Source organism: Sphingobium olei (assembly GCF_042678845.1).
Taxonomy (GTDB): domain Bacteria; phylum Pseudomonadota; class Alphaproteobacteria; order Sphingomonadales; family Sphingomonadaceae; genus Sphingobium; species Sphingobium olei.
Genome location: NZ_JBHTLS010000128.1, coordinates 1 through 24061, shown reverse-complemented (window position 1 = coordinate 24061; position 24061 = coordinate 1). Strand labels below are relative to the sequence as shown.

Sequence of the window (24061 nt, the reverse complement as noted above, 5' to 3'; positions counted from 1 at the left end):
CGGTTGAGGCAGGCCAAGGGGGAGACGAGCAATCGTCCATTAAGCGCCCGGATCGTGAAAGCACGGTCCGGGCGCTTTTTTCGTCTTGCTGTCCTAGGCAGGCACGCGGCCCTATACTTGGCGCATGACTTTGCAATAGGATCACCCTCCCGCAACTTTATGTCAATTTCTGCGGGAAATATGCGAAGTTAAGGGCAGGGCGCCCACGAACCGGCCCTCTTGAAACGCCGGATCATCAAACCATATCAAAGCTGTCCGGCTGCCGTTCGGGGCTGGACATCGTATCGCCGGACGCCCGTTGAGGGTTCGGCACTGTTCATTTTGCTCTTTGGGAGATTATGACAATGCGTGCTTTTGACCTGACCCCTTATCGCCGCTCCACCGTCGGTTTCGATCGTCTGTTCGACCTCATCGAAAACAACGCACGGTTGCAGCAGAGCGACAATTATCCGCCCTTCAACATCGAACGCCTGTCGGAAGACCGTTACCGCGTGACGCTGGCCGTCGCCGGCTTCCGGTCCGACGAAATCGACATCACGGCGCAGCAGAACCTGCTCCAGGTGATCGGCCGCAAGGATGATTCGGCCGCGGACCGTTCGAAGTTCCTGCATGTGGGCATCGCGAACCGCAGCTTCGAGCGCCGGTTCGAGCTTGCCGACTTCGTGCGGGTCGAAAAGGCGGATCTGGCCGACGGCCTGCTGGTGATCGAGCTGGTGCGCGAAGTCCCCGAAGCGATGAAGCCCAAGAAGATCGCCATCAATGGCGGTCAGCTGGTTGACATCAACGCGCAGGACCGCAGCGCCGCCTGACCGGCAGCGATGATTGGAAATATGGGGCGCGGCCGTGAGGTCGCGCCCTTTTTCTGCGCGATAGGGGCGGCCGCACTTACCCACAATATTCGCTGCCGAAGGGGTGGCGCCGAATCGCCGCATCGGACTAGATTGAACCATGCCTCACGCCGCATTCGTTCCGCTCCGCGTCTTCTCCTCCTACACCATGCTGGAAGGCGCGATCGACCCCAAGAAGATCGCCAAGCAGGCCAAGGCCCTGGGCTTTCCCGCAGCCGCCATCACGGACCGCAACGGCCTCTATGGATCGATGGCCTTTTCCGACGCCTGCAAGGATGAAGGCGTTCAGCCCATCATCGGCGCGATGCTGGGCGTGCTGCGGCCCGGCCGCCCTGCCAACGCAGCACCGGTGCATGACTGGCTGGCGCTCTATGCACAGGACGCCAAGGGTTACGACAACCTCTGCGCCCTCGTGTCCATGGCGCATCTCGACCGGCCGGTGGAGGATGTGCCGCATGTGACGATCGAGGCGCTGGAAGGCCGAACCGATGGCCTGATCGCCTTGACGGCCGGGGGCGAGGGCGCACTGGCCCGTCTCTTTGCCGAGGATCAGCCCGACGCAGCTACCGCCTATGCGCAGCGGCTGGAAGCATTGTTTCCCGATCGCCTTTATGTCGAGATCTGCCGCCGGCTCGACCCGGTGGAGGGCAAGTCGGAGGCCGCGCTGCTCGATCTGGCCTATGATCGCAATCTGCCCCTCGTCGCGACCAACCCCACCTGTTTTGCCGAACCCCATTTCCATGAGGCGCACGACGTGATGCTCTGCATCGCGGACAGCGCCTATGTCGAGACGCCCGACCGCCGCACCAGCTCGCCCGACGCCTGGATGAAGCCGGCCGGGGAGATGAAGCGACTGTTCGAAGACCTGCCCGAAGCCCTCGCCAATACGCTGGTCGTGGCGCAACGCTGTGCCGTCGCCGCGCCCAAGCGCAAGCCCATCCTGCCCAGCCTTGCAGGCGATATCGAGGGCGAGGCAAGGATGCTGCGGGAGCAGGCAGCGACCGGCCTCGAAGCGCGGCTGGACAAGGCGGGGATTGTCGGCGCAGAGGCGCGCCAGCCCTATTATGAGCGGCTGACCTTCGAAACCGACATCATCATCCAGATGGGCTTTCCCGGTTACTTCCTGATCGTCGCCGACTTCATCAAATGGGCGAAGGACAATGGTATCCCGGTGGGGCCTGGGCGCGGTTCGGGTGCGGGATCGCTGGTCGCATGGGCGCTGACCATCACCGATCTCGACCCTCTCCAATTGGGCTTGCTGTTCGAGCGATTCCTCAACCCCGAGCGCGTGTCGATGCCCGACTTCGACATCGACTTCTGCGAAACGCGGCGAGGCGAGGTGATCCGCTACGTCCAGCAGAAATACGGGTCGGATCATGTCGCGCAGATCATCACCTTCGGTAAGCTGAAGGCGCGCGCCGTGCTCAAGGATACCGGCCGCGTGCTCCAGATGAGCTATGGGCAGGTCGACCGCCTCGCCAAGCTGGTGCCCAATCATCCGACCGATCCATGGACGCTGGAGCGGTCCCTGAATGGCGTCAGCGAGTTCCGGGCCGAATATGACAATGACAACCAGGTCCGCCGCCTGATCGACTATGCGATGAAGCTGGAGGGCTTCCCGCGGCACAGCTCGACCCACGCCGCCGGCGTGGTGATCGGCGACAGGCCCTTGTCGCAGCTCGTGCCGCTCTACCGCGATCCGCGATCCGATATGCCGGTCACGCAGTTCGACATGAAATATGTCGAGGGCGCGGGGTTGGTGAAATTCGACTTTTTGGGTCTTAAGACGTTGTCCGTGCTGCAGAAGGCAGTGCAATTGCTCGCAGCGCGCGGCGTCCATGTCGATCTCGATACGCTCGCCTGGGACGATCCCGCCGTTTACGAACTGCTCCAGCGCGGCGACACGGTCGGCGTGTTCCAGCTCGAATCGGAAGGCATGCGCAAGACGCTGGCCGCCGTGCGCCCGACCAACTTCGGCGACATCATCGCGCTCGTCTCGCTCTACCGGCCCGGCCCGATGGATAATATCCCCATGTTCGGCCGCCGTAAGAACGGGCAGGAAGAGATTGAATATCCGCACATCCTCCTGAAGCCGATCCTCGAAGAGACCTATGGCATCTTCGTCTATCAGGAACAGGTGATGCAGGCCGCGCAGATTCTTGCAGGCTACAGCCTGGGCGACGCGGACCTTCTGCGCCGCGCGATGGGCAAGAAGGTGAAGGCGGAGATGGACGCGCAGCGCTCCCGCTTCGTCGAGGGCTGCGCGGAGAAGAGCGCCATTCCGGCGGCCAAGGCGAACGAGCTGTTCGACTTGATCGACAAGTTCGCCGGCTACGGCTTCAACAAATCCCACGCTGCTGCCTACGCCCTGCTCGCCTATCAGACAGCCTGGCTGAAGGCGCATTATCCGGCGGAATTCTATGCGGGGTCGATGGCGTTCGACATCCATCTGACCGACAAGCTGACCGTCTTCGTGGACGACATGCGGCGCATGGGCCTGCCCTGTCTCGCCCCTGACATCAACCGCAGCCAGGCCGATTTCTCGGTCGAAGCCGTGCCGGTCGAAGGCGAAGACCCACGCCTTGGCTTTGCCGTTCGTTATGCGCTCGGCGGCCTCAAGGGCGTGGGCGAGAAGGCGATGGAGCAGCTGGTCGAGGAACGCGAGAAGGGCGGGCCGTTCAAGAGCCTGGACGATTTCGCGGACCGCATAGAGCCGCGCCTGCTGAACCGCCGCCAGTTGGAAAGCCTCGCCGCGGCTGGCGCGTTCGACAGCGTCCATGCCGACCGGGCCGGCGTCCATGCCGCCGCCGAGACGATCCTGTCGGTCGCCTCCAGCAACGCGGCGGCGCGGGAAAGCGGGCAGGGCGGCCTGTTCGGGGACGTCGAAACGCCCCATGCCGATGTCCGCATACCCCCGCATCAGGCCTGGACCGTGGCGGACCGCATGGCGCAGGAAAAGGAAGCGTTCGGCTTCTATTTCTCCGCGCACCCCGTCGACCGCTACCGTCATCTGGCCGACGCTCGCGGAGCGAAAAGCTACGGCCTCGTCTGCCAGTCCCCCATGCCCGCGCCCAATGCCGACGGACGCGCGATGACGATCATGGCGGCGATGGTCGAGGATGTGCGCTGGCGCGAGACGAAGCGTGGCGCACGCTACGCCAACGCGACCTTCTCCGATCAGAGCGGCCAGTTTCAGGCGAGCTGTTTCGAAGAGGAAGCCTGCAAGGCGATTGAGGAACTGGCGCGCGACGGCGACTGCGCGCTGCTGATCGTCGAACTGGACCGGCTGCCCGGCGAGGAAACGCCGCGCGTCACCGTGCGCGGCGTCGAGCCGTTCCGGGCGATCGCCAGCGCATCGCGCATGGAACTGACTGTCGACGTCGAAACCCCCGAAGCTGTGGAGGCGCTCGCAGCGCTGCTGGCAGGCGCCGGCGGCGGGCGGAGCGAAGTGTTCCTGCGCGCGCCGCTGGGCGATGGGCACGCGGCGCGGCTGTTCCTGGGCGACGGCTACAGCCTCGGCGCGGATCAGGTGGACGCCATTGCCACGATCAGGGGCCTCACCATCCACAGGTTCGAGCGGATGGATGTGAAAGCGGATGGCTACAAGACCCGGACCCGCCGCACGGCGATGCGTCTGGTGGGCTAAGGCCGATCGTCACAACAGCCGCATCTGCGCGCCTTCGGGCGGGCGGAACAGGTCGGTGCGGAGGATCAGCTTCTCTCCACTGAAACCCGCGCGCTTTCGGGCCTTGAGGAAGCGGGTGCGGATCAGGTCGGCCCACACGCCTTGCCCCTTCATCCGGGTGCCGAAATCGGGGTCATTGTCGCGGCCGCCGCGCAAATCGTTGATGATGGCCATCACCTTGGCCGCCCGGTCGGGATAATGGGCGTCGAGCCACGCCCGGAACAGCGGCGCGACCTCATGCGGCAGGCGGACGGGAATATAGGTGACTTCCCGAGCGCCCGCCTCCGCCGCGCGAGCGATCAGCGCCTCCATCTCATGATCGGTGATCGCCGGGATGACCGGCGATATGCTGCACGTCACAGGAACGCCTGCGCCTGAAAGCCGGGCGATGGCATCCAGCCGGCGCAAGGGATGGGGCGCGCGCGGTTCCAAAGTCCGCGCCACGGCGGGATCAAGGCTGGTGACCGACAGCATCACCGCCGCCAGCCCGTCTCGCGCCAGATCGGCGATCAGCTCGATATCGTGCAGGATCCGGTCCGACTTGGTGGTGATGAAGGTCGGATGCCGCGTTTCCACCAAAAGTTCCAGGATGGATCGGGTGATCCGCCAATCCTTCTCGATCGGCTGATAGGGATCGGTATTCGTGCCCATCGCGATCGTCGCAACCTGATAGTTGCGGCGGGACAGTTCCGCCCGCAACAGCTTCGCCGCATCCGGCTTGGCGAAGAGCTTGGTCTCGAAATCCAGCCCTGGCGACAGGTCGTGATAGGCATGGCTCGGCCGCGCGAAACAATAGATGCAGCCATGCTCGCATCCGCGATAGGCGTTGATCGACTGATCGAAACCGATATCCGGGCTGGCGTTGCGGGTCAGGATCGTGCGGGGGTGTTCGACTGTCACCTCCGTCCGGCGGCGGGGGACAGGGCCGTCGAGCGCTTCAACCTCATCCAGCCAGTCGCCATCCACCTCCCGCTCCGCAAGGTTGAAGCGACGGCTCTCGCCGTTCAACGTCGCGCCCCTGCCTTTCTCGATCGCCATGGCAAACTAGAACATATCAGGAACAATATGTCAATCGCGGCCATCACCGCTCGGTAAGGCGCGGCATCAACTCCACGAAATTGCAAGGGCGGAAACGGCTGTCCAACTGACTGACGAGAATGCCGTCCCAGGCGTCCTTCACGGCCCCGGTCGATCCCGGCAGCGCGAAGATATAAGTGCCGCGCGCCACGCAGGCGGTCGCACGCGACTGAATGGTGGACGTGCCGATGCTCTGATAGCTCAGCCAACGGAACAGCTCGCCGAATCCCGGAATTTCCTTGTCCTGAACCTGAGCCAGTGCCTCGGGCGTTACGTCGCGCCCGGTGACCCCGGTGCCGCCGGTGGTCAGGATGACGTCTATCTCAGGGTCATCGATCCAGGCATGCAGCCGCGCGACGATGGCGGCGCGGTCGTCCCTTTCGATATGCCGCGCGGCCAATATATGGCCTGCGCCTTCCAGTCGCTCCACCAGCGTGTCGCCGGATCGATCCTCGGCCAACCCCCTCGTATCCGAAACGGTGAGGACGGCGATACGGACGGGGATGAACGTCCTGCTATCGTCAATCGCCATCAGTCCGCGCCGCCGCCCATCGCACCACGCCCGTCAGCCTTGCTGAGGCGCACCAGCTTCACGCCCTTCGCATTGGGGAAGGTGGGCCACATGCCCTGGGCCATGCCCGTCAGGCAATCGGCGCTGCCCTTTGCCTGGATCTGGTACATCCAGTAATTGCGCATGACGATGTTCACATAGGCGCGGGTTTCATAATAGGGCAGCGATTCCATGAAGAGCAGCGGGTCGCCCTTGTCATGCACCTGGCTGTTCCACCGTTCGACGGGCAGGGGGCCGGCATTATAGGCGGCCATCACCTTGGGCAGAAGGCCGCCTGTGGCGCTCATGTCGCGCAGCGATTCCAGATAGCGCTGGCCATATTCCATATTGGTCGAGGGCACGAACAGCTGCGCGGCATTGGCAAGGCCGACGTCGCCCGCCGTTCCGGGGCGCACCTGCATCAGGCCGCGCGCGCCAGCGCTGCTGACCACATCGGTACGGAAGCCGGATTCCTGAAGCGTATGCGCGTAGATGAGCGCCGGGTCCACGCGCCAGCCGCCGTCCGGCCGCCAGTCGGGCGCCGGAAAACGGGCGAAGCTGGCGGGCTGCATCCCGGCCGGCCCGTTATGGGCGAGGTATAGCTGGGTCGCCGGCAGGTTGAGCGCGCTCGCAAGTCGCAGCAGCGCATCATATTGATCCGTCCCGCCGATTTTCGCCTGATAGCGCAGAAGCTCGTCGGCACGGCCGGTTTCGCCGATCGCCGACAAGGCAATGGCAGCTTTCGCGCCGGGGCTGGCTTTCAGCTTCTCCCAATCGACAGCCCCGAAACGGCTGCCCACCGCCGCCGCACCGAGCGGCATTCCAAGCGACTCGCGTGCGAGCAGTCCGTAGAAAGTCTCATTGGCGCGCGCTGCCTGCTTCAGATAGTTCGCGACCTTCTCCGCTTCGCCGCAGACCATATAGGCGCGCGATGCCCAATAGGCTCCGGCCGCCCGCATGTCGGCGTCTCCGGCGAGCGCCGCGACGTTGGCGAAGGCGGGAGCGGCGGCACGGCAGTCGTTCTGCCGCCAGCTTGCAAGGCCGGTCGTCCAGTGCGCCTGCACCATCCAGTCGCCGCCCGTGCGGGTTTCCAGCGCGCGGGCCGCCATGCGACGGGCGTTCACATCGTCATTCTCAATATAATAGGCCCAGGCGACCCGCTGCCGCACCTCGGTCAGTCCCTCCGGCGTCAGGCCGATCTCGCCAGCCGCGAGCAGGGCTTCCGCCCCGGCCGGATCGTCATTCTTGACGAAGGTCTGAATCTGGCCGGCAAGCGCCTGCGCCGCGATATCCGTTTTGGTCGCGGCGACATATTGACGGCGCGGCGCGGAGCCCAGCCAAACGAGCTTTTGAACCTGCGGCAGAGTCGGAAGGATCGTCGCGCCCCGCTTCTGCGCCAGGCGGGACAGTTGGTCCGCCTTTGGCAGCCACGGTGCTTTGTTGATGAGGTCGAGCAGGTCGAACAGTTCGACCTTGGGCGATCCCTTGGCCAGATAAAGTTCCGAGAGGGCGACTGGCCGCACCGAATCCTGCGGCGGCAGTGCGCCGATCATCGCCTTTGCGTCTGCCCATTGCTGCGCCTGCAACGCCGTGTAGATCGCGCGATACCTGGTCTTGTCTCCATCCGCGAGTTCCAGCGGAGATGTTTGGAGCGGCGCGATGGTGGCCGGCAGTTCAGGCATGGTGTCCGCCATTGCTGGCACGCCCGCGGCAAGGCCGGCAGAGATCAGGGCAAGGCGGGAAAAGCGGGTCGCGACGCGGATCACAAACGAACTTCCTCGATCAGGCTTTGCAGGGCACGCCAGCATTCCGCCTTGGCCGCGGGCTGTCCGAGCAGCAGGCGGGGGTGGAATGTGGAGACAGCGGGCACGATGCCGCCATCATGCTTAAAATCCTGTAAACTATTTCCAGGTTGGGCTCCGTCCATCGGCATCAAGGCACGGATCGTCCTGTCGCCAAGCAGCAGAAGGCGATGGGGCTGCGCCAGATGGATGTGGGTGCGCATCCGTGCGGCTGTGACGGACAGGTCGGCAGCTTCCACCATGCCACCCGGCGGCCTGGCGAAGAACAGGGACGCAAGATGGATGTCAGACCGCTGGAAACCGATCGCCCGCAGCATCGCATCGAACAGGGCGCCGGCCCGGTCGGCCAGCAATGCGCCAGCGTCCACATCTGCGGGATCGGGCATGTCCGTCACGACCATCAGGCGGCTCTTGGGTTCGCCGACGGGGTAGATCGGCCGCGATGGCCACCGCCGTTCTGGGTGGCACGATTCGCTTTCCAACCAGGCGCGAAACGCCCCCAGATCGCGAGGAGCGGAAACCGCCTGGGTAGCGGAGGCCGTCTCCCTGCCCATGGCGGGAGATGCCGCAACTGCTGGACGCAACCAGTCCACCGGCTCTTCCGCCACGGCGTCTTCCACGCCAGCCAGCTGCCACCATGCCATATAGGCATCGACGGCCAACGCCGCATTGTCTTGCACTGAACCCCGCATCGCCTTTCCTTGGGCCAGAGCTTGACGAGGGGGTCAAGCTGCTTCATCGCCTGAGCTGGCAAATCGTTGGACAGACGCGGCGACTGGATGGACGGGGTGCAGCCCGATGTCGCCGCCATGGAGGGATGAATGAGCGAACGGGAATCGATGCCCTATGACATCGTCATCGTCGGCGGGGGACCGGCGGGACTGTCGGCGGCTATCCGGCTGAAGCAGCTGGCGAACGACGCGGGGCAGGAACTGGCGGTCTGCGTGCTGGAAAAGGGATCGGAGATCGGCGCCCATATCCTGTCGGGCGCGGTGATCGATCCAAGAGCGCTGGACGAGCTTTTGCCCGACTGGCGCGACATGGGCTGTTCCCTCGCGGAGGTTCCGGTGACGGACAACCGCCATTGGTTCCTGACCAAAGGCGGCAAGATGAGCATGCCGCACATCGCTACGCCGGGCTGGATGCACAATAAGGGCACCTATACCGGATCGCTGGGCAACCTCTGCCGCTGGCTTGCCGAACAGGCCGAAGGGTTGGGCGTGGAAATTTTCCCCGGCTTCGCGGCGGCCGAAATCCTCTACAATGAGGACGGCAGCGTGAAGGGCGTCGCCACCGGCGACATGGGCATCGACCGGGAGGGCAACCGAAAGCCGGACTATCAGCCGGGGCTGGAACTGCATGCGCGCTATACCTTCTTCGCGGAAGGCGCACGGGGCCATCTCACCAAGATATTGAAGCGGCAGTTCGCGCTGGACGCCGACAGCGAGCCGCAGGTCTATGGCCTTGGCATGAAGGAATTGTGGGACATCGATCCCGCAAAGCATCAGCCCGGCCTCGTCATCCACACGCAGGGATGGCCTCTAACGGACGCTTATGGCGGCGGCTTCCTTTATCATCAGGCCAACGGGCAGGTGGCGCTCGGCTTCGTCGTGGGCCTGGGCTACCGCAACCCGCATCTCTATCCGTTCGAGGAATTCCAGCGCTGGAAGCAGCATCCGGCGATCCGCGAATATCTGGAGGGTGGCCGCCGCATTTCCTATGGCGCGCGCGCGATCAATGAGGGCGGCTGGCAGTCCATCCCCAAGCTCGCCTTCCCGGGCGGCGCGCTGATCGGCTGTTCGGCGGGCTTCGTCAACGTGCCCCGCATCAAGGGTACGCATACGGCGATGAAGTCGGGCATGCTGGCGGCCGAAGCTGCCTTTGCAGCGGTACAGGCGGAGCGGTCGGGCGATGTGCTGGACGATTATGAACCGACGCTGCGGTCGAGCTGGATCGCGACCGAACTGCAACTGGTCAAGAATGCAGAGCCGCTGCTGAGCAAGTTCGGCAACACGCTGGGCACGCTGCTGGCGGGCGTCGACATGTGGATGCGGACGCTGAAGATCGGCCTGCCCTTCACGATGAAGCACAAGCCGGACGCGGAGAAAATCTGGCCCAAGGAGGCGTGCGCGAAGATCGCCTACCCAAAGCCGGACGGCGTGATCAGTTTCGACCGGCTATCATCCGTGTTCCTGAGCAACACCAATCATGAGGAGGACCAGCCGGTCCACCTTCAACTGAAGGATCCCTCGGTCCCGATCAGTTACAACCTCCCCCTTTATGATGAACCGGCGCAGCGTTATTGTCCTGCAGGCGTCTATGAAGTGGTGGGCGAGGAGGAGGGCAATCCCCGCTTCCAGATCAACGCCCAGAATTGCGTTCACTGCAAGACGTGCGACATCAAGGATCCGACCCAGAACATCAACTGGGTGGTCCCGGAAGGCGGCGGAGGACCGAATTATCCCAATATGTAGGCGTCTGACCCTTCCGTGCCTGCTGGCTGCCGTGTCGCCGTCGCCACCGGCCGCGGCGTCCATCGATCGCGGCGATAGCGGGTTACAGGCCTATGCGCGGGCGCGCCTCGCCGAGGGCGATAACGCTCTTGGCCTGGCCGTCGCGGGGTACAGGGCGGCGTTAAAACAGGATCCCGACCGGGTGGAGATCGCCCGTCGGTCCTATGTTCAGGCCCTGGAGAGCGGGGACGGGGCGCTGGCGTTGCAGTCCGCGGCGTTGCTGGACGGCGCAGGCATGTTGCCGCGCGACGGTACGCTGCTGCGTATCGGCGACGCGCTTGCGCGGAAGGACTGGCAGGCGGCGAGCGCCCTGACCGACCGCATGACGCAAGAAGGCAATTTTTCCTTCCTGAGCGCGATCGTCCGCAGTTGGATCGCTGTCGGCCAGGGCAATTATGCGCCTCCCACAATCGACGCGAAGGACCGGTTCGCTTCTTTGGGGCAGCGCTATCTCGACGAACATGTTGCCTATCAGGCGTTGAACCACCGCGATTTGTCGGCGGCCATTCCTGCCGTCCGGCGCGCCTTAGTGGCGCGGGCGCGCGATGGCGCGGCGCTGCGGCTGACCTTTGCCGCGCAACTGGCAGGCATCGGGGCAAGGGACGAGGCGTTGATGTTGCTGCCCGCCGATCACGCCAATTTCAACGTGGCCCGCGCCGCCATCTTGCGGGGCAGGGCGAAGGAACAGCCGTTCACGCCGGCGCAGGGCTATGCCCGTCTACTGGCGCGGTTGGCAGTCGACATATCGAGCGACCCGGCAGGGCGCGCGCTGGGACTGCGGCTGGCCCGCATGGCGACCTTCGCCGACCCCCTGGGTGCGGAGCCGCACATCGTGGCCGCCCGTCTATTGGTGGAACAGGATCATGCCGGCGCGGCGGTGCAAGAAGCAGCAAAGGTGCCCGCGAAGAACTGGTTCGCCCCGCTGGCACAGGCGGAGTTGATCGACGCGCTAGCGGCATCGGGCAACCTGGCCGGCGCGCTGGCCCTGGCACGGCAACAGGCGTCCGTGCCCGGCGCGGAACCGGAGCGACAGGTCAGGCTCGGTCGGCTGCTGGCGGAAAGCCGAGACTTCGATGGCGCGGCAGCCGCCTTCCGCGCGGCACAGGCGAGCTACGAGCCCGACAAATTGCCATGGACCCTGCTGCTGTTCGAAGGCAGCGCGCTGGAGCAGGGCAAGCGCTGGACCGAAGCGCGAGAGGTACTCGAACGCGCCGCCAGGATCGCGCCTGACGAGCCGGCGATCCTCAACTATCTGGGCTATGCGCAGATAGAGCGGCGGCAGAATGTCGAAGCTGCGCTGGAACTGATCAAGAAAGCCAGCGCATTGAAGCCCGACGATGCGGCGATCGCGGATTCCCTGGGCTGGGCCCAGTTCGTGACCGGCAACGTCGCGGCGGCGGTGCCCTCGCTGGAACGCGCCGCGTTGGGTGCGCCGACCGACGCGACGATCAACGAGCATCTCGGGGACGCGCTTTGGACGGCGGGGCGGCGATACGAGGCGCGCTATGCCTGGAGCGCGGCGGCGATCAACGCGCAGGGCGATGTGGCCGCGCGGCTCGCCGCGAAGAGCGAAGAAGGACTGAAGCCAGAATATGCCGCTCCCTGACGCCATGGTGGAGCCGCTGGCCGAGACCGCCTATGCCAAGATCAATGTCGCGCTGCATGTTCGGGCGCGGCGCGATGACGGATACCATGCGCTGGAAAGCCTGTTCGTCTTTGCCGAGGATGGCGACCGGATCACGGGCGAAGCTACGGACGATGGCGCGATCAACCTGGTTGTGGATGGACCCTTCGGCTCCGGACTGGAGGCGGGACCGGGCAATCTGGTGGTGAAGGCCGCGCGCGGCTTGCAGGCCTATCTCGGCGAGCAGCGGGGCGCGGTGATCCGCCTGACGAAAAACCTGCCGGTTGCTTCGGGTATTGGGGGAGGATCGGCGGACGCGGCAGCGACGCTCCGTCTTTTGACGCGGCTGTGGGATATGAGGATCGATCCCCAGGAGCTGACCGCATTGGCGCTCGACCTCGGTTCGGACGTTCCGGCCTGCCTTGCAAGCGTCACCCAGCTTGTATCGGGAAGGGGCGAACATTTCGCCCGCCATCAGATAGACGATCTGGACGGGCGGCCGATGTTGCTCGCCAATCCCGGTATCGCCGTGTCGACGGCGCAGGTTTTCGCAGGATGGGACAGGGTGGATCGCGGCGCTCTCGACGCGGGCAACCTTGAGCGATTGATCGCGGGTCGCAACGATCTGGAGCAGCCCGCCATCGCCATCGCTCCCGCCATTTCCGATGTACTGAATATGCTCGGGCAGCAGCCGGGGGTGCGTTTGTACCGCATGTCCGGTTCTGGTGCGACCTGCTTCGCGCTGTTCCATACGCAAGCGGATTGCAGTCATGCCGCCAATGCCTTGGCGAAAGCGCATCCGAGCTGGTGGACGATGGAAACGCGGATTAGAGGCGCATGAGCGAAGCCTATAAGGAAATTGACGGCGGTAGCCTCGATCTGCTGATCGTGGCGGATCATGCGTCCGCTTATGTGCCGGACGATATCGATCTTCACATCGATCCCACCTTGTTGCACGAGCATATCGCCATCGACATCGGCGTGGCGGAGGTCACGCAGGCGCTCGCGGCGCAGCTTGGATGCAAGGCCATCTTGGGCGGCGTGTCCCGTCTGGTCATCGACCTCAACCGGGAAGAGGATGCGCCGGGGTTGTTGCCGGTGATGAGCGACGGCCATGCCATAGCAGGCAACCGGGACGCGGACCTCAATGCGCGGCTTACGCGCTTCTACCACCCCTATCATCGACGGCTGGCGGCCATGCTGGCGCAGATGACGTCGCCCTTCATCCTGTCGCTGCACAGTTTCACGCCCAGCCTGGCCAGTGACCCGGCGCAGGAACGGCCATGGGAAGTGGGCGTGCTCTATAATCGGGATGGCCGCGCGGCCCGCATTGCCATTCCCATGCTGGAAGCCGCCGGGCTGGTGGTCGGCGACCAGCAGCCCTATTCCGGCGCGCTGCTCAACGCGACGATGAACCGCCATGCGGAGGCCAATGGCATCCCCTATTTGGGGATCGAGATGCGGCAGGATGTCGCCGGCAGCGAAGAGGGGCAGGCGCGGTTCGCCGCGATATTGGGCCCCATCCTCCTCGACTGCAAGGCGCGCTTCGCATGAGGATGATCGTCGGCATAGCCCTGCTGCTCGCTCTCTCGGGTTGCGGGGGTCAAGGCGGCAAGGCGACTGATGGCGCGCAGGCTGCGGGGAGCAAGGCCGGTGACGAAAGCAGGGTCGACTGCTTTACCGCGGGCATGGAGCAGTGGGCGCGCGACTGCACGGCCGACCGAGACGGGGAAATACTGACCCTCCGTCATCCCGACGGTGGTTTTCGCCGTTTCCATATTCTGGCGGACGGGCATGGGCTTGAAGCGGCGGACGGCGCAGAGGCCGCCAAGCTGACGATCGTCGGTAAGGATCTGGTCGAAGTCGTGGCTGGCAGCGATCGCTATCGCCTGCCGGTGCAGGTCGCAGGGACGCGGTGACCGGCGTACCGATCCTGACAGCCGCACAGATGCGTCAGGCCGAACAGGCGGCCTTCCGTGCCGGCACGGATGAGTACGCGCTGATGGAAATCGCAGGCCGGGCGGCGGCGGAGATCATCTGGCGCGCGGGGCATCGGCGCGACACGCTGGTGCTGTGCGGTCCGGGGAATAATGGCGGCGACGGGTTCGTGATCGCCCGCCTGCTGAAGGAGCGCGGCGTACCGGTGCGGGTGGCGGCGCTGTGCGACAGTCGCACCGCGTCGGCGCAGCGGGCGAGAGCGGGCTGGGACGGTCCTGTCGAGGATATGATGATCGCCGCGCCCGCCGTGCAACTCGTGGACGCGCTATTCGGCACCGGGTTGAGCCGAGGGCTGGAGGACGCCGTTGCGGCGCGGCTATGTTGGTTGGCGGAGGATGCCGCGCTGACCTTTGCGGTCGATCTGCCCAGCGGCGTGGAGACGGACAGTGGCGCGCTCCTGTCCGCTGTTCCGCATTTCGGCTTATGCATCGCGCTCGGAGCTTACAAGCCTGCTCATCTGCTTCATCCGGCCGCCGGCTTGGTCGATCGGCTGGTCTTGGCCGACCTTGGCATAGAGCTGCCAAGCCATGTGCATCGACTTGGGCCGGCGGAGCTGACGGCCCCCGGAGCCGACTCTCATAAATATACGCGCGGGCTGGTGGCGGTGATCGGCGGCGCGATGCCGGGCGCGAGCCTGCTGGCCAGCATCGCTGCCGCCCGGTCCGGTGCAGGATCGGTGCGCCGCTATGCGCATGACCTTCCCTCAGCCGGGCCCCATGCGATCGTCCATCGGCAGTTCGATGACATCGACGAGGTCACAGGCCTAGTCAGCGACGAACGGGTCGGTGCCCTGCTTGTCGGGCCGGGATTGGGACTGGATGCAAAGGCAGCGGCGCTGCTGGACGTTGCGCTGTCGTCGGCCCATCCTTTGGTGCTGGATGCCGACGCGCTGACATTGCTTGCGAGAAAAGACCGCCCCTTACCGCCGGACTCCATCCTGACACCGCACGAAGGCGAGTTTCATCGGTTGTTCGGCGTCCTGCCGGGCAGCAAGATCGATAGGGCACGATCGGCAGCGCGCTCGTCGGGTGCAGTCGTCATCTACAAGGGCCCGGACAGCGTGATCGCAGCGCCGGATGGCAGGGTCGCGGTGGCGAGCGGCATGTCTTCGTGGCTTTCCACCGCCGGGACAGGCGACGTGCTCGCTGGGCTGGTGGCCGGCCGGCTCGCAGTGACGAGCGATCCGTTACGCGCGGCTTGCGAAGCCGTGTGGCTGCATGGCGATGCCGCGCGCCGGTGCGGGGCGGCGTTCGTGGCGGATGATTTGCTTGATGCGCTGCCAGCGGCTATCGCCGCGCGATTGTGAGCGACAACGAAGTAGACAGCATCATCCGTGTTGCGGCCAAGGGCGACGGCGTCACTGCCGACGGCCGCCACTTTCCCCTGACCGCGCCGGGCGACCGGATCGGAGCCGATGGGACTGTCTACTTCGGTGTCCATCATGCTGTTCCACCCTGCGTTCACTTCCCGGCCTGCGGCGGGTGCCAGCTTCAGCATCTGGACGATGAAAGTTATGCCGAATTCGTGACGGTGCGTGTAACGGGGGCGCTAGCAGGGCAGGGTGTAACCGCTGGCTTCGTTCTGCCGCCGCACATCTCTCCGCCCATGACGCGCCGTCGGGCGGCGCTCCGGGCAGCGCGAGCGGGCAAGCGCATCACCATCGGTTTTGCCGAGGAAGGCAGCCACCGCCTGATCGACCTGCAGATGTGCGCGATCCTCGACCAACGCCTGTTCGCCCTCATCGAGCCGTTGCGCGGCCTGCTGGCGCTGATCCTGCCGGACAAGAGGGCGGCGCATGTAAAGATGTCGCTGGTGGATCAGGGCGTCGACCTGCTGCTGGAAGGGGTGCGGGTCGAGGGGCTTGCGGCTGACGAGGGGCTGGGCGACTTCGCGCGCGCGCATGGCCTGGCCCGGCTGACGATCGACGGAGGCGACGGTCCGCAGACGCGGTGGGAGCCTGAACCGGCGACGATCAGCTTCGGCGGCGTTCCGGTCAGTTTTCCGCCCTATGCCTTCCTTCAGGCGACGCCGGATGGCGAGGCCGCGCTTGTGGGGGCGGTCCGCGATGCGCTGCCGTCCGATGGCGCGGTTGCCGACCTGTTCTGCGGCCTCGGCACCTTCGCGCTTCCTTTGGGGGACAAGCGGCCGGTCTATGCGGCGGAGGGCGCGCGCGATGTCCTCCTGTCGCTGAAGATGGCGGCGGCGCGCGCGCAAAGGCGGCTGGCGGCGGATCATCGCGACCTGTTCCGGCGGCCGCTCGTGCCGGAGGAGCTCAATCGCTTCGCCGCGATCATACTGGACCCGCCCCGGGCCGGCGCGCGGGAACAGGTCATGCAACTGGCGCAGGCGAGCGTTCCGCTCATCGCCTATGTCTCCTGCAATCCGGCCAGCTTCGCGCGCGACGCGACGCATCTGACGGCCGCGGGCTACAGGCTGGAGAGCGTGAAGCCGGTAGGGCAGTTCCGCTGGTCCACCCATGTCGAACTGGTGGGCATCTTCCGCCGATAAGAAAAACCCCCGCCGTTTGCGCGGCGGGGGCAGGCACCCTCTCCAAAGGGGAGCTTGGGCCTTATTTGCCCAGCTTGATGACGTTCGCGCGACGGCGGACCGGCAGCATCTCGGTATAGAGGCTCGCCATAGGCTCGTCCTCCACCTCGATCGTCGTTTCCGAAGTGAAGCCGTTGAAGCCGGTGCGCATCGCCGCGCCATAAGCACCGAGCATTCCGATCTCGATATAGTCGCCCGCCTTCACGTCTGCCGGAAGCAGGAAGGGGCCGACCATATGGTCCATGTCGTCACAGGTCGGGCCATAGAAGGAGAATGGCTCCAGCGCTTCCTGGCTATCTTCGTGCCGCAACAGTTCGACCGGGAAACGCCAGCCGATATGCGCCGCATCGAACAACGCTCCATAGGCGCCGTCGTTGATGTAGAGTTCCGAGCCGCGGCGGCGCTCCACGCGAACCACGACAGAGCTATATTCCGCGCACAGCGCCCGGCCCGGCTCGCACCAGAGTTCCGACGAATAGCTAACCGGCAGGCTCTCGAAGCCACGGTGGATCGCCTCGAAATAATGTTCGAGCGCGACCGGCTCCATGCCGGGATAAACCGAAGGGAAGCCGCCGCCGACATCGATGATGTCGACCGTGACGGCCGCATCGACGATCGCCGCGCGGACCCGCTCGATCGCGTCGCTATAGGCTTGCGGACTCATCGCCTGGCTGCCGACGTGGAAGCAGATGCCGAGCGCGTCGGCCGCCTGACGAGTGGCCATCAGCAGTTCGCGAGTCTCGCCCAGCTCTGCGCCGAATTTCGATGCGAGGGAGAGTTCCGAATGCTCCGACGATACGCGCAGGCGCACGCAGAGTTCCAGATCGGTCGCATCGCCGGTGGCTCGCATGATCTTCTCAAGCTCGTCCATCGAGTCGAGGGAGAAGGTGCGAACACCATAGGCGTGATAGGCTTCGGCGATCGCTTCCTCGGCCTTGACGGGGTGCATGAAGCAGAGCTTCGCCTGCGCGCCCGTCTGCGCCAGCGCGTCGGCGACCAGGCGCACCTCTACGATCGAAGCCACGTCGAAATGCGTGATCCCGGAAGCGTAGAGCGTACGGATCAGGTCGGGAGACGGATTAGCCTTCACCGCATAGAGCGAGCGACCCGGGAACTTCTCGACGAAGAAGCGGGCAGCCCGAGCCGCGGCGTCGGGACGAATCAGCGTTACCGGTGCTGCCGGTTTGAGGGCGGTCGCTACCCCCAGCGCGCTATGATGCTTGTGCAACTCAAGGGACCTCCAGTGTAGTTCAGGGCGAAAAGCTGCCTTGCGGTGGAAGTCCCATGGGGCAGCGGACGGTCGATATATGCGGAGGGGTTCCCCCTGTAAAGCGCGGCGATAAATTTTGTTGCGCAACAGGCTACGAAACGTGCGTCAGGAGAGACGAGCCTTGAAGTCGTCGTAGGAAAACGACTTTATTTCAGTAAGTTGATCCGTATCGCTGTTCCACAGCCAGATGGCCGGAAGGGGCACGCCGTTGAAGGTGTTGGTCTTCACCATCGAATAATGCGCTTGGTCGAGGAACGCGATGCGCGCCCCCGGTTCCGCTCCGCCGGGGACTCGATAGTCACCGATGATGTCGCCGGCGAGGCAGGAGGGGCCGCCGAGTCTGGTGAGCGGGCCGCCCGGCTGCTCGCGCAGCATGGCGGGACGATAAGGGGCTTCGATCACATCGGGCATGTGGCAGGTGGCGCTGATGTCCGTGATGGCGACGGGCATGCCATTGTCGATCACGTCCAATATTTCGCCCACGAGGATGCCGGCATCGAGCGCCATCGCCTCGCCCGGCTCGATGTAGAGATCAAGGCCGGTCTGCGCCTTGATGCGTTGCAGGAAGGCGATGAGGTCGTCGATCTGATAATCGGCACGGGTCACATGATGGCCGCCGCCGAAATTGAGCCATTTAAGGTTCGCAACATGGGGCAGGACGCGGGACTCGATCGCATCCCATGTGCGCTGCAACGGCAGGAAGTCCTGCTCGCAGAGGTTGTGGATGTGGAGGCCGGACACGCCGTCCAGATGTTCGGCGCGGAGCTGGTCGACGGGGAAGCCGAGCCGGCTGTGAGGCTGCGACGGGTCATATTTGGGGACTTCGCCTTCGGCATGAAGGGGGTTGAGGCGGAGTCCGAGGTCGAAGTTCACACCATCGCTACGGGCCGCATCGATCACCGGCTTCATCCGCGCGATCTGGCCGGGGCTGTTGAAGATCACATGGTCGCTGATCTTCAATATTTCGGCGAGGTCGTCGGGCTTGTAGGCGGCGCAGTAGGTGGCGACCTCACCGCCATATTCTTCACGACCCAACCGCGCTTCGTAGATGCCCGAGGCACAGACGCCGTCGAGATATTCAGCGACGACCGGCCCGAGCGACCACATGGAGAAAGCCTTGAGCGCGCCCAGCACCTTGATCCCGGCGCGGTCGCCGATATCGCGCAGGACGGTCAGGTTGCGGCGGATCGCCACCTCGTCCACCACGAAGGCGGGCGAGGGGACGCGATAGAGATCGAAACGGGCAAAGGCGGCGGGATCGCCGGCGCGGGTTTCCATGGGTCAGTCACCTAGCTTACCCCACCGTCACCCCGGACCTGATCCGGGGTCCCGCTGCCTTTGGCGACGGTAGAGAAGAAGCGGGACCCCGGCTCAAGGTCGGGGTGACGTCAATGTTGCGGACTTTTAAAAGTCCAGCGGCGCGTCCAGTTCCTTCACCTGCCAAGGCAGGCCATGCTTGTTGAGCATGTCCATGAAGGGATCGGGGTCGAACTGCTCGATGTTGAACACGCCTTCGCCCTTCCATGCGCCGGTCAGCATCAGCGCGGCACCGATCATCGCGGGGACGCCAGTGGTGTAGCTGACCGCCTGGTTGCCCGTTTCGGCATAGGCGTCCTCATGGTCGCAGACATTATAGACATAGACGGTCTTCTGCGCCCCATCCTTCTCGCCCGTCGCGATGTCGCCGATATTGGTCTTGCCCTTGGTGGTGGACCCGAGGCTCGACGGTTCGGGCAGAACGGCTTTCAGGAACTGGAGCGGGATGATTTCCTGTCCGTTGTAGATGACGGGATCGATCCGGGTCATGCCGACATTCTGAAGCACTTCCAGATGCTTGAGATAAGCGTCGCCGAAGGTCATCCAGAAGCGGATGCGCTTGATCTCAGGATAATGGGTGGCGAGCGATTCCAGTTCCTCATGATACATGAGGTACATATTCTTCTCACCGACCTGATCGAAGTCGAACACCTGCTTGTGGCTCAGTGCCGGGCCTTCGACCCACTGCCCATCGGCCCAGTGACGCGATGGCGCGGTCACTTCACGGATGTTGATTTCCGGGTTGAAGTTGGTCGCGAAATGCTGGCCGTGGTCGCCGCCGTTGCAGTCGAGAATGTCGAGCGTGTCGATGCGGTCGAGCAGATGCTTCTTGGTGTAGCTGGCGAAGACGCTGGTGACGCCGGGGTCGAAGCCGGAGCCGAGCAGCGCCATGATGCCGGCTTCCTTGAAGCGATCCTGATAGGCCCATTGCCAGCTATATTCGAACTTCGCTGTGTCGCGCGGCTCATAGTTGGCGGTGTCGAGATAGTCGGTTTTGGTCGCAAGGCACGCGTCCATGATCGCAAGATCCTGGTAGGGAAGCGCAAGGTTCACGACCAGCTTGGGCTGGACCTTCTCGATAAGCGCGATCGTCTCGTCCACATTGTCTGCGTCGACCTGCGCCACGTCGATGGTGACGCCGGTACGCGCCTTCACCGATTCGGCGACCTTCTCGCAAGAGACGATCCGGCGGCTGGCCAGCGTGATATGGCTGAAGATATCGGGATTCATCGCCATCTTGTGAACCGCGACAGAGCCGACGCCGCCCGCGCCGATGACCAGAACCTTGCTCAATTGCTTCTCCATTCCTGCCCGCGCTTGGCCGCGCGAAAGCGCCCATATAGGGGCTCGCCATGACAGCGCAAAGTCAGACTGTCAGAAGCTGGCGCCATCCACCTTCGTGATTGTCAGCGCGTCCAAATCAATGGAAGGGACGCAGCGCAGGTTTATCGCGCGCATGTCTCCCTGCGGCGATTTGCCGAGCGCGAACGCCTCGGTCCCGCATGTTCGGCAGAATTGATGCGTGATGGCATGCTTGTAGAACAGATAGTCGGCGACCTGCTCTGCGCCGCTGTCCAGCGAAAACTGTTCTGACGGCACGAAAGTCAGGACTAAACCCTTTCGACTACAGTGCGAGCAGTTGCAGGTCATGCCCTCGGTCGGCGGGTCGGCCGCTACGGTGAAGGTGACGGCTCCGCAATGGCAGCTTCCAGTATAAGGCATCGCATGTTCTCCTTTTGATCCATGTGCCTCAGCTGACCAGTTTCTTCAACCCCTCGATCGTGTCCGCCTCATGCGCTGGCTTGTCCTTCCGGATGCGGGCGATGCGGGGGAAACGCATTGCGAGGCCCGACTTATGGCGCTTGCTGTCGTGGATGGAGTCGAAGGCGACTTCCAGCACGAGCGTCTTTTCGACTTCGCGCACCGGGCCGAAACGGGCGACGGTGTTCTGGCGGACGAAGCGGTCGAGCCATTTCAGTTCCTCGTCGGTGAAGCCCGAATAGGCCTTGCCCACCGGCAGCAACTCACCGTCTTCGGTCCAGCAGCCGAACGTGTAGTCCGAATAGAAGGACGAGCGCTTGCCGTGGCCGCGCTGCGCGTACATCATCACGCAATCGGCGGTCAGCGGATCGCGCTTCCACTTGTACCACAGGGCGGCCTTGCGCCCGGCGACATAGGGGCTGTCGCGGCGCTTGAGCATCACGCCCTCGATCGCCGCGTCGCGCGCGCCTGCCCGGATGTCGGCCAGCGCATCGAAACTGTCCGCCTCGATGACTTGGGACAGATCGAAACGGTCGGAATCGAGTGACGGCATGACGTTTTCCAACCGGGCGCGGCGTTGTTCCCACGGCAGCGCGCGCAAATCGTCTTGCCCCTCGATCAACAAGTCGTAGAGGCGGACGAAGGCGGGATAATCTTCCATCACCTTCGTGGTGACAGCTTTCCGCCCGAGCCGCTGTTGTAGCGCGTTGAAGCTCGCGGCCTCGCCTCCCTGAAACTCGCCCTTCACCAGCAGTTCGCCGTCCAGCACGGCGTGTCCCGTAAAGGCCGCCGCGATTTCCGGGAAGCTGCCGCTGATGTCGTCGCCCGCGCGGCTGTACAGGCGGGTCTCCTGACCCGTCCCGACGATCTGGATGCGGATGCCGTCCCATTTCCATTCGGCGGCATAGTCCGCCAGATCGACGCTGTCGGCCTCCAGCGGATGGGCGAGCATGAAGGGCCGGAAATAAGGTGTGCCCTCGGGATCCGGGCGGCCGCTGCGTCCTTCCGCCCAGTCGAACAGCGCGGCGTAAGGCGGGGCAAGCGCGTGCCACACCTGCTCGACATCGTCCACGTCCAGCCCGAACGCCTGGGCAAAGCCCGTCTTCGCAAGGCGCGCCGAGATGCCGACGCGCAGGCCGCCGGTGGCGAGCTTGAGCAGGGCAAAGCGGCCGGAGGCATCGAGATGGTCCATCATCCTGGCGAGTGCATCGGGCGCGGCGGCTCTGCTCACATCGTGCAGGCGGTTAATGACGGTGGCGAGGCTGAGGGAGCCATCGTCGATCTCGGGCGGCTGATCCTCGCGCTTGGGCCAGAGCAGGGCGACGGTCTCGGCAAGGTCGCCGACATAATCCCGGCTCATCTCGAACAGAACGGGATCGACGCGCGCCCGAATCATCTCACCGATGGCGGAGGATTTAACGGCCTTGAGGTCGAGATTGCCGGTGAGCGCCGCCAACGCCCAGCCCCGGTCTGGATCGGGCGCGCCGCGCATGTAATCCGCGATCAGGTCCAGCTTGCCGTTGCGCGAACGGGTGTAGACGAGGCCGTCGAGAAGTTGGGAGAAGGCGCGCATCAGCCTTCGTCCTCATCTTCGCGGCCCACCAGCGCCAGCGCCCGCGCGCGAATCTGGTGCGTCATGCACCAGTGTAGCAGAGCCTCCTCCCGGCCATGGGTGATCCAGGTTTCGCTGGGCGCCACTTCCCGGATCGTGTCGGTGAGTTCGTCCCAATCGGCATGATCGGATATCACCAGCGGCAGTTCGACATTCTTCTGCCGCGCCCGTTGCCGCACGCGCATCCAGCCAGACGCCATCGCCGTGATCGGGTCGGGCAGGCGGCGGCTCCAGCGGTCGTTGAGCGCGGAAGGGGGCGAGACGACGATAGCCCCACGCATCTCCTTCGCCGGTACGCCGGTAGCCGGACGCAGTTCGCCCAAATCCACGCCGAAATCCTGATAGAGCGCGCACATCCGCTCCAGCGCGCCATGGATGTAGATAGGATCGCGGTGACCCCGCCCGCGCAGTTCGCTGATGACCCGCTGCGCCTTGCCGAGCGCATAGGCGCCGACCAGCACGCAGCGGTCGGGATGGGCGTGCAGCGAGGCAAGCAGCCGGTCCATCTCGCTGCCCGTATCGGGATGGCAGAAAACGGGCAGGCCGAAAGTAGCCTCCGTCACGAAGATGTCGCATGGGATCGGCTCGAAGGGCAGGCAGGTGGGGTCGGGTCGCCGTTTGTAGTCGCCGGTCACCACGACGCGCTCGCCGGCATGTTCCAGCAGGATTTGCGCCGACCCCAGCACATGGCCGGCCGGGACGTAGTGGATCGTCACGCCGCCCATCCGCACCTCCTCGCCATAGCTGACCGCCGTGCCGCTCGCCGTTCCGTAGCGCAGGGCCATGATCGCCAGCGTCTCGCGCGTGGCCCAGACATGGCCATGGCCGCCGCGCGCGTGATCGGCATGGCCGTGCGTCACCAGCGCCCGCTCCTGCGGCAGGGACGGATCAATCCACGCGTCGGCGGGGCGGACATAGATGCCGGTGGGGTGAGGTTCGATCCAGTGCGCCATCGATACAAGAAGATGGGAAAGGTCATTCCGGTTCCGCAAGGCCCCTGCCCTAAGGGGAGTCATCGGCGCGTCACGCGTCCGTCATGCCGGCGAAACGCCATTGCCCTATCGGCACCCTCAGCGACCCGGCAGCGAGGAGTGCGGACATGGCGGCGACCGTCCAGAATAAGGGCCATCGAAAAGTCACCAATGCGGTGCACCGGCATCGCCACCTTTCCAAGCAGGGCTTGCTGGAGCGGGCCTTCACCTTCGCCTTTCGCGGCCTTGTCTATGCGCAGATCTGGGAAGATCCGGCCGTGGACATGGAAGCGCTGGCGATCGGCCCGGATCATCATGTCGTGACGATCGCGTCGGGCGGGTGCAACGTGCTGTCTTACCTAGGGTCAGGACCCATTGATGTGAGAGGCGTGATCTGATTCATGCTCCGTAAGGAGACTGAGCATGAGCGACCTGTATTGGCTGACGGACGAGCAGATGGCGCGGCTTGAGCCATATTTCCCGAAA

19 protein-coding genes and 1 pseudogene are annotated in these 24061 nt (G+C 64.6%); 10 read left to right on the top strand and 10 right to left on the bottom strand.

Translation table 11 applies throughout. The features are described 5' to 3' along the window. The first annotated feature begins 338 nt into the window (after positions 1-338). Entirely contained in the window at positions 339-809 is a 471-nt protein-coding gene (locus ACFQ24_RS13055; protein ID WP_380911865.1) for an Hsp20 family protein, read from the top strand. A 139-nt stretch (positions 810-948) separates the two neighbouring features. After that, positions 949-4494 (top strand): DNA polymerase III subunit alpha, encoded by a 3546-nt coding sequence (dnaE, locus tag ACFQ24_RS13050; RefSeq protein WP_380911863.1) that lies wholly within the window; start codon positions 949-951, stop codon positions 4492-4494. Positions 4495-4503: 9 nt separating this feature from the next. On the opposite strand, the gene ACFQ24_RS13045 is transcribed toward dnaE, so the two are convergent. From ACFQ24_RS13045 to ACFQ24_RS13030, 4 genes are read right to left on the bottom strand one after another with little or no spacing between them, the layout of a single operon-like run. Next, positions 4504-5571 (bottom strand): PA0069 family radical SAM protein, encoded by a 1068-nt coding sequence (locus tag ACFQ24_RS13045; protein WP_380911861.1) that lies wholly within the window; start codon positions 5569-5571, stop codon positions 4504-4506. A gap of 43 nt (positions 5572-5614) precedes the next feature. Then, the gene (gene moaB, locus ACFQ24_RS13040) at positions 5615-6142 is read right to left on the bottom strand and encodes a molybdenum cofactor biosynthesis protein B (protein WP_380911859.1); all 528 of its coding nucleotides are present in this window, start codon (positions 6140-6142) and stop codon (positions 5615-5617) included. After that, a complete protein-coding gene (locus ACFQ24_RS13035) occupies positions 6142-7926 on the bottom strand; it encodes a lytic transglycosylase domain-containing protein (protein ID WP_380911857.1) in 1785 nt (594 codons plus the stop codon). The genes moaB and ACFQ24_RS13035 overlap by 1 nt, the downstream gene beginning before the upstream one ends. Further along, on the bottom strand, positions 7923-8654 hold the full coding sequence (locus ACFQ24_RS13030; protein WP_380911856.1) for a uracil-DNA glycosylase family protein: 732 nt from the start codon (positions 8652-8654) through the stop codon (positions 7923-7925). Before ACFQ24_RS13030 ends, ACFQ24_RS13035 begins: the two co-directional genes overlap by 4 nt. 129 nt (positions 8655-8783) lie before the next feature. Here ACFQ24_RS13030 and ACFQ24_RS13025 point away from each other — a divergent pair, with 129 nt between their 5' ends. From ACFQ24_RS13025 to ACFQ24_RS12995, 7 genes are read left to right on the top strand one after another with little or no spacing between them, the layout of a single operon-like run. After that, on the top strand, positions 8784-10436 hold the full coding sequence (locus ACFQ24_RS13025) for an electron transfer flavoprotein-ubiquinone oxidoreductase (protein ID WP_380911854.1): 1653 nt from the start codon (positions 8784-8786) through the stop codon (positions 10434-10436). 22 nt (positions 10437-10458) lie between these two features. Further along, a complete protein-coding gene (locus ACFQ24_RS13020; protein WP_380912026.1) occupies positions 10459-12081 on the top strand; it encodes a tetratricopeptide repeat protein in 1623 nt (540 codons plus the stop codon). Continuing rightward, positions 12068-12940, top strand: a complete 873-nt coding sequence (locus tag ACFQ24_RS13015; RefSeq protein WP_380911852.1) for a 4-(cytidine 5'-diphospho)-2-C-methyl-D-erythritol kinase — start codon at positions 12068-12070, stop codon at positions 12938-12940. Before ACFQ24_RS13020 ends, ACFQ24_RS13015 begins: the two co-directional genes overlap by 14 nt. Continuing rightward, positions 12937-13653 (top strand): N-formylglutamate amidohydrolase, encoded by a 717-nt coding sequence (locus tag ACFQ24_RS13010; protein ID WP_380911850.1) that lies wholly within the window; start codon positions 12937-12939, stop codon positions 13651-13653. Before ACFQ24_RS13015 ends, ACFQ24_RS13010 begins: the two co-directional genes overlap by 4 nt. Then, the gene (locus tag ACFQ24_RS13005; RefSeq protein WP_380911848.1) at positions 13650-14018 is read left to right on the top strand and encodes a hypothetical protein; all 369 of its coding nucleotides are present in this window, start codon (positions 13650-13652) and stop codon (positions 14016-14018) included. The genes ACFQ24_RS13010 and ACFQ24_RS13005 overlap by 4 nt, the downstream gene beginning before the upstream one ends. Beyond that, positions 14015-15403 carry an NAD(P)H-hydrate dehydratase gene (locus ACFQ24_RS13000; protein WP_380911846.1) on the top strand — a complete coding sequence of 463 codons (1389 nt, stop codon included), beginning with the start codon at positions 14015-14017 and terminating at the stop codon, positions 15401-15403. The genes ACFQ24_RS13005 and ACFQ24_RS13000 overlap by 4 nt, the downstream gene beginning before the upstream one ends. Next, the gene (locus ACFQ24_RS12995) at positions 15400-16605 is read left to right on the top strand and encodes a class I SAM-dependent RNA methyltransferase (protein WP_380911844.1); all 1206 of its coding nucleotides are present in this window, start codon (positions 15400-15402) and stop codon (positions 16603-16605) included. The genes ACFQ24_RS13000 and ACFQ24_RS12995 overlap by 4 nt, the downstream gene beginning before the upstream one ends. A 61-nt stretch (positions 16606-16666) precedes the next feature. Here the strand turns inward: ACFQ24_RS12995 and ACFQ24_RS12990 are convergent, their stop codons facing one another. The 6 genes from ACFQ24_RS12990 to ACFQ24_RS12965 all read right to left on the bottom strand — a co-directional run bounded on the left by ACFQ24_RS12990 (position 16667) and on the right by ACFQ24_RS12965 (position 23557). Beyond that, positions 16667-17872 (bottom strand): type III PLP-dependent enzyme, encoded by a 1206-nt coding sequence (locus ACFQ24_RS12990; protein WP_380911842.1) that lies wholly within the window; start codon positions 17870-17872, stop codon positions 16667-16669. 147 nt (positions 17873-18019) lie between these two features. Next, complete coding sequence (locus ACFQ24_RS12985; RefSeq protein ID WP_380911840.1) at positions 18020-19192, bottom strand: carboxynorspermidine decarboxylase; 1173 nt, start codon at positions 19190-19192, stop codon at positions 18020-18022. Positions 19193-19318: 126 nt separating this feature from the next. Beyond that, on the bottom strand, positions 19319-20524 hold the full coding sequence (locus tag ACFQ24_RS12980) for a saccharopine dehydrogenase family protein (RefSeq protein ID WP_380911838.1): 1206 nt from the start codon (positions 20522-20524) through the stop codon (positions 19319-19321). 81 nt (positions 20525-20605) lie between these two features. Further along, positions 20606-20953, bottom strand: coding sequence for a GFA family protein (locus ACFQ24_RS12975; RefSeq protein ID WP_380911836.1), 348 nt, complete (start codon positions 20951-20953; stop codon positions 20606-20608). A 28-nt stretch (positions 20954-20981) separates the two neighbouring features. Further along, positions 20982-22565: a cisplatin damage response ATP-dependent DNA ligase gene (locus ACFQ24_RS12970; protein ID WP_380911834.1), complete on the bottom strand. Its 1584-nt coding sequence runs from the start codon at positions 22563-22565 to the stop codon at positions 20982-20984. Continuing rightward, positions 22565-23557, bottom strand: coding sequence for a ligase-associated DNA damage response exonuclease (locus tag ACFQ24_RS12965; RefSeq protein WP_380912024.1), 993 nt, complete (start codon positions 23555-23557; stop codon positions 22565-22567). Before ACFQ24_RS12965 ends, ACFQ24_RS12970 begins: the two co-directional genes overlap by 1 nt. A 146-nt stretch (positions 23558-23703) precedes the next feature. Here ACFQ24_RS12965 and ACFQ24_RS12960 point away from each other — a divergent pair. After that, positions 23704-23967 (top strand): annotated as a pseudogene (locus ACFQ24_RS12960) (DUF3419 family protein); the annotation flags it as partial. Positions 23968-24061: the final 94 nt, after the last annotated feature.

Excerpts from the sequence above, each read along its gene's own strand:
- ACFQ24_RS13055 (WP_380911865.1), top strand. The coding sequence starts at position 339 with ATGACAATGCGTGCTTTTGACCTGACCCCTTATCGCCGCTCCACCGTC.
- dnaE (WP_380911863.1), top strand. The coding sequence starts at position 949 with ATGCCTCACGCCGCATTCGTTCCGCTCCGCGTCTTCTCCTCCTACACC.
- ACFQ24_RS13045 (WP_380911861.1), bottom strand. The coding sequence starts at position 5,571 with ATGGCGATCGAGAAAGGCAGGGGCGCGACGTTGAACGGCGAGAGCCGT.
- moaB (WP_380911859.1), bottom strand. The coding sequence starts at position 6,142 with ATGGCGATTGACGATAGCAGGACGTTCATCCCCGTCCGTATCGCCGTC.
- ACFQ24_RS13030 (WP_380911856.1), bottom strand. The coding sequence starts at position 8,654 with ATGCGGGGTTCAGTGCAAGACAATGCGGCGTTGGCCGTCGATGCCTAT.
- ACFQ24_RS13025 (WP_380911854.1), top strand. The coding sequence starts at position 8,784 with ATGAGCGAACGGGAATCGATGCCCTATGACATCGTCATCGTCGGCGGG.
- ACFQ24_RS13015 (WP_380911852.1), top strand. The coding sequence starts at position 12,068 with ATGCCGCTCCCTGACGCCATGGTGGAGCCGCTGGCCGAGACCGCCTAT.
- ACFQ24_RS13010 (WP_380911850.1), top strand. The coding sequence starts at position 12,937 with ATGAGCGAAGCCTATAAGGAAATTGACGGCGGTAGCCTCGATCTGCTG.
- ACFQ24_RS13005 (WP_380911848.1), top strand. The coding sequence starts at position 13,650 with ATGAGGATGATCGTCGGCATAGCCCTGCTGCTCGCTCTCTCGGGTTGC.
- ACFQ24_RS12985 (WP_380911840.1), bottom strand. The coding sequence starts at position 19,192 with ATGGAAACCCGCGCCGGCGATCCCGCCGCCTTTGCCCGTTTCGATCTC.
- ACFQ24_RS12975 (WP_380911836.1), bottom strand. The coding sequence starts at position 20,953 with ATGCCTTATACTGGAAGCTGCCATTGCGGAGCCGTCACCTTCACCGTA.
- ACFQ24_RS12970 (WP_380911834.1), bottom strand. The coding sequence starts at position 22,565 with ATGCGCGCCTTCTCCCAACTTCTCGACGGCCTCGTCTACACCCGTTCG.
- ACFQ24_RS12965 (WP_380912024.1), bottom strand. The coding sequence starts at position 23,557 with ATGGCGCACTGGATCGAACCTCACCCCACCGGCATCTATGTCCGCCCC.